Origin of the sequence: Amycolatopsis rhizosphaerae (assembly GCF_007713715.1) — a bacterium.
In the GTDB taxonomy this organism is placed as follows: domain Bacteria; phylum Actinomycetota; class Actinomycetes; order Mycobacteriales; family Pseudonocardiaceae; genus Amycolatopsis_E; species Amycolatopsis_E rhizosphaerae.
This window is the reverse complement of sequence record NZ_VJWX01000476.1, coordinates 1-5,418: the sequence shown is the minus strand read 5'-3', so window position 1 is coordinate 5,418 and position 5,418 is coordinate 1. Positions and strand designations below refer to the sequence as shown.

Annotated in this window: 2 protein-coding genes and 1 pseudogene; 2 read left to right on the top strand and 1 reads right to left on the bottom strand. The window is 67.8% G+C overall.

Going from position 1 to position 5,418, the window contains the following annotated elements; genetic code table 11:
• Together FNH05_RS30990 and FNH05_RS30985 are read left to right on the top strand one after the other, a co-directional pair.
• Positions 1 to 676, top strand: a 676-nt coding sequence (locus FNH05_RS30990; RefSeq protein ID WP_483964236.1) for an ATP-binding cassette domain-containing protein, incomplete at its 5' end; no start/stop codon positions are given.
• A gap of 225 nt (positions 677 to 901) precedes the next feature.
• A pseudogene (locus FNH05_RS30985) lies at positions 902 to 2,080 on the top strand (S8 family peptidase); the annotation flags it as partial.
• 108 nt (positions 2,081 to 2,188) lie between these two features.
• Here FNH05_RS30985 and FNH05_RS30980 read toward each other — a convergent pair.
• Positions 2,189 to 5,418, bottom strand: a 3,230-nt coding sequence (locus FNH05_RS30980; RefSeq protein WP_144592404.1) for a multifunctional oxoglutarate decarboxylase/oxoglutarate dehydrogenase thiamine pyrophosphate-binding subunit/dihydrolipoyllysine-residue succinyltransferase subunit, incomplete at its 5' end; no start/stop codon positions are given.

Sequence of the window (5,418 nt, the reverse complement as noted above, 5' to 3'; positions counted from 1 at the left end):
GGCCAGGGCGCTGGCCGCGGATTCCCCCGTCCTGCTCATGGACGAGCCGTTCTCCGCGGTGGACCCGGTGGTGCGGGAGGGGTTGCAGGACGAGCTTCTGCGCCTGCAGTCTCAGCTCGGCAAGACCATCGTGTTCGTCACGCACGACATCGACGAGGCGGTGCGCCTCGGGGACCGGGTGGCCGTGCTGCGGGTGGGCGGACGGCTGGCCCAGTACGGCAGCCCCGCCGAGGTCCTGCGGCATCCGGTGGACGATTTCGTCGCCTCCTTCGTCGGCCGGGACCGCGGTTATCGCGGTTTGTCCTTTGTGGATCCTTCTGGTGTCGCAGTGGAAACCGTTGCCACGGTGAGGATCGGAGAGCCGGTGCCCGGCCCGGTGGTGGACTGGCTGCTCGCGGTGAACGCGGAGGGGCGGCCGCGCGGCTGGGTCCGGCCGGAATCCACTGTGGACGGTCTGCTCGCCGAAGCGGATCTCGCGGCCGGTGGTTCGCTCTACCGGCAGGGCGGACCCCTCCGGGGGGCGCTCGACGCGGCCCTGTCCTCGCCCGCCGGACTCGGTGTCACCGTGGATGAGCACGGCCGGGTGGTGGGTGTGGTGACCGCGCGTCAGATTCTCGACGTCCTGGAGAAGCGGGCAGAACTGGAGCAAGGTGGATTTGCTCCAGAGGTTCCGTAGTAAAGATCCCTTGCTCCCGAAGTCTCCTACTTTCGGTGGGAGCTGATCGAGTGATTTCGCCTGTTTCGAGGTGGTTCATACCGGTTTTTCCGGTCGAAAACAAGGTCTTCCTTCGAGGGAATGCCCGGTTTTACCGTCAGTGATGCATTCGCTACATGAATGCTTTTCACCCCTTGCGGTCCGGCGATCCACGCCGGGCCGACCCTGCCAAGGAGGACGGAAACCGTGCGCAAACCCTCTCCCCGCCGGCTCAAGGCACTCGCCACGTTCGGCCTTGCCGCCGCCGTGGCCACCGTCGCGGCCGTCGCCACGAGTGCTCCCGCCATGGCGAAGGAAGGATCGATCGTCGGAGCCGGAGGCGCCGACGTGATCAAGGACAGCTACATCGTGGTGCTGAAGGACACCGCGACCCCGGTCCAGACCCTCGCCGGACGCCTCGGTGGTCAGGTCCACCGGCAGTTCACCTCGGCCCTCCACGGCTACTCGGCCACGATGAGCGAAAGCCAGGCGAAGCGGATCGCCGCCGACCCGGCGGTCGCCTACGTCGAGCAGAACCGCACGTTCCACACCACCGCCACGCAGACGAACCCGCCCTCCTGGGGGCTGGACCGCATCGACCAGCGCTCGCTGCCGCTGAACAGCAGCTACACGTACTCGACCACCGCGTCGAACGTGCACGCCTACATCATCGACACCGGTATCAACCTCACCCACAGCGACTTCGGCGGGCGCGCCAAATCGGGCTACGACTTCGTCGACAACGACAGCGACGCCACCGACTGCAACGGCCACGGCACCCACGTCGCGGGCACAGTCGGCGGCAGCGCCTACGGCGTGGCCAAGGGCGTGCAGCTGACCGCGGTCCGCGTGCTCGACTGCTCGGGATCGGGCACCTACGCCGGGGTCATCGCCGGGATCGACTGGGTCACCCAGAACGCGATCAAACCGGCCGTGGCGAACATGAGCCTCGGCGGTGGCGCGTCCACTTCGGTGGACAACGCGGTGAAGAACTCGATCGCCTCGGGCGTGACCTACGCCGTCGCCGCGGGCAACGACAGCACCAGCGCCTGCAACTCCTCGCCGGCCCGCACCGCGGAGGCGATCACGGTCGGGGCGACGACGAGCAGCGACGCGCGCGCCAGCTACTCCAACTACGGCAGCTGCCTGGACATCTTCGCCCCCGGCAGCAGCATCAAGTCCGACTGGATCGGCAGCACGACCGCGACGAACACGATCAGCGGCACGTCGATGGCCACCCCGCACGTCACCGGTGCGGCGGCGCTCTACCTGGCGACGCACACCTCCGCGTCCCCGGCGACCGTCCGCAACGCCCTGGTCGCCGCCGGCACCACCGGCAAGGTGACCGGCGCGGGCAGCGGCTCGCCGAACGTCCTGCTCTACACCGTGTTCTAGAAGAACGCTCCGAGCCGGTTTTCCGGCCCACCAAAGGAAAGGTGCCCCCTCCCGGCGAACCGGGAGGGGGCACCTCTCACGTACGGGAGCCGAGCGCGATCAGCTGAACGCCTTGGCGATCAGCGCCTTCTGCTCGACGTCGTGCACCTTGGACGAACCGGCGGACGGGGCCGCCATCGGGCGGCGCGCCACCACGTCCAGACCGGACAGCAGCTCCGGGAACTTGCGCGGCAGGTGCAGGCCGAAGAACGGCCAGCCACCCTGGTTCTCCGGCTCTTCCTGCACCCAGGCCACCTGCGGCGAAGCGGTGTAGCGCTCGAGCGCGGCCCGCAGCTTCTTCATCGGCAGCGGGTAGTACTGCTCGATCCGCACGATCGCCACGTCGTCGGCGCCACGCTTGGCCCGCTCGGCCACCAGCTCCCAGTACAGCTTGCCGGAGGTCAGCAGCACCTTGCGGACCTTCGCCGGGTCCACCTCGACGTCGTCGATCACCGACATGAACTTCGTCTGGCCGATGAAGTCCTCGACCAGGGAGGTGGCCGCCTTGTTCCGCAGCATCGACTTCGGGGTGAAGACGATCAGCGGGCGCTGGATGCCGTCCAGCGCGTGCCGGCGCAGCAGGTGGAAGTAGTTCGCCGGGGTGGAGGGCACCGCGACCGTCATCGAGCTCTCCGCGCACAGCTGCAGGAATCGCTCGATCCGGCCCGAGGTGTGGTCCGGGCCCTGACCCTCGTGACCGTGCGGCAGCAGCAGCACCAGGTCGGAGCGCTGCCCCCACTTGGCCTCACCGGAGGAGATGTACTCGTCGATGACGGTCTGCGCGCCGTTGACGAAGTCGCCGAACTGCGCCTCCCACAGGACCAGCGCCTCCGAGTTGGCCACCGAGTAGCCGTACTCGAAGCCGACCGCCGCGTACTCCGACAGCGCCGAGTCGTAGATCATCACCCGGCCCTGGTCCTTGCCGAGGCTCTGCAGCGGGGCGTACTCACGGCCGTTCTTGCGGTCGATGAGCACCGAGTGCCGCTGGGTGAAGGTGCCGCGGCGGGAGTCCTGCCCGGACAGCCGGACCAGCCTGCCCTCCATCGCCAGCGAACCGAACGCGAGCAGCTCGCCGAACGCCCAGTCGATGCCGCCTTCGCGCGCCATCTTCGCGCGGCGCTCCAGCACCGGCTTGACGCGCGGGTGCGGGTTGAAGCCGTCGGGCACGTTGAGGAAGGCGTCGCCGATGTGCTCGACGGTTTCGCGCGGCACCGCGGTCGGCACCTTGGCCGGGACCTGCTGCTCCTCCTCGACGGACGGGCTCGGCGTGATCGGGTGCTTCTCCAGTTCCCTGACCTCGTTGAAGACGTGCTCCAACTGGCTGGAGAAGTCCCGCAGCGCGGCCTCGGCCTCTTCCACCGAGATGTCGCCGCGGCCGATCAGCGATTCGGTGTAGGTCTTCCGCACCGAACGCTTCGTGTCGATGATGTCGTACATCGCCGGCTGGGTCATCGACGGGTCGTCGCCCTCGTTGTGCCCGCGCCGCCGGTAGCAGATCATGTCGATCACGACGTCCTTGTTGAACGCCTGGCGGTACTCCACGGCCAGCTTGGCCACCCAGTGCGCGGCCTCCGGGTCGTCGCCGTTGACGTGGAAGATCGGCGCGCCGATCATCTTCGCCACGTCGGTGGCGTACTGCGAGGAGCGCGAGTTCTCCGGCGCGGTGGTGAACCCGACCTGGTTGTTGATGATGACGTGCACGGTGCCGCCGGTGCGGTAACCGCGCAGCAGCGCCAGGTTCAGCGTCTCCGCCACCACGCCCTGGCCCGCGAACGCCGCGTCACCGTGCAGCAGCACCGGCAGCACGGTGAAGCCGCCGGAGTCGCGGTCACCCTTGTCGAGGATGTCCTGCTTGGCGCGGACGATGCCCTCCAGCACCGGGTCCACCGTCTCCAGGTGGGACGGGTTCGCGGTGAGCGACACCTTGGTCTCGCCGTCGCCGAACATCCGGAAGTACTTGCCTTCGGCGCCCAGGTGGTACTTGACGTCACCGGAGCCGTGCGCCTGGCCCGGGTCGAGGTTGCCCTCGAACTCCCGGAAGATCTGGGAGATCGGCTTGCCCACGATGTTGGCCAGCACGTTGAGCCTGCCGCGGTGCGGCATGCCGATGACGACCTCGTCGAGCTCGTGCTCGGCTGCCTTGTCCAGCACGGTGTCCAGCAGCGGGATCACCGTCTCGCCGCCTTCCAGCGAGAACCGCTTCTGGCCGACGTACTTGGTCTGCAGGAAGGTCTCGAACGCCTCGGCCGCGTTGAGCTTCGACAGGATGTACTTCTGCACGGCCTGGTCGGGCTTGGCGTGCGGCACCTCGACGCGTTCCTGGATCCACCGGCGCTCGTCCGGGTCCAGGATGTGGGTGTACTCGACGCCCACCGTGCGGCAGTAGGAGTCGCGCAGCACGCCCAGCACGTCGCGCAGCTTCATCCGCTCCTTGCCGGCGAAGCCGCCGACGGCGAACTCGCGGTCGAGGTCCCACAGGGTCAGGCCGTGGGAGAGGACGTCGAGGTCCTCGTGGCGGCGCTGGCGGTAGTTCAGCGGGTCGGTGTCGGCCATCAGGTGGCCGCGCATCCGGTAGGCGTCGATCAGCTCGAGCACCCGGGCGGTCTTGTCGATCCCGCCCTCGGGAATGTCCTCCACCCAGCGGATCGGCTCGTAGGGCAGCCGCAGGGAGGTGAAGATGTCGTCGTAGAAGCCGTCGCCGCCGAGCAGCAGCTCGTGGATGCGCTTGAGGAACTCTCCGGACTCCGCCCCCTGGATGATCCGGTGGTCATAGGTCGAGGTCAGCGTCATGATCTTGCTGACGCCCAGGTCGACCAGCGTCTTCTCACTGGTGCCCTCGAAATGCGCGGGGTACTGCATGGCACCCACACCGATGATCGCGCCCTGGCCCGCCTGCAGCCGCGGCACGGAGTGGTTGGTGCCGATGCCGCCCGGGTTGGTCAGCGAGATGGTGGTGCCGGAGAAGTCGTCCGCGGTGAGCTTGTTGTTGCGTGCCTTCTTGACGATCTCCTCGTAGGCCTGCCAGAACTGGAGGAACGACATGTTCTCCGTGTTCTTGATGGAGGCGACGACGAGGGTGCGGCTGCCGTCCTTGCCCTTCATGTCGATGGCGAGGCCGAGGTTGACGTGTTCCGGCGTGACGGCGAAGGGCTTGCCTTCGATCAGCTCGTAGTGCCGGTTCATGTTCGGGAAGTCGCGCAGCGCACGGACCATCGCGTACCCGATGAGGTGCGTGAAGGAGATCTTCCCGCCGCGGGTGCGCTTGAGGTGGGTGTTGATGACGATGCGGT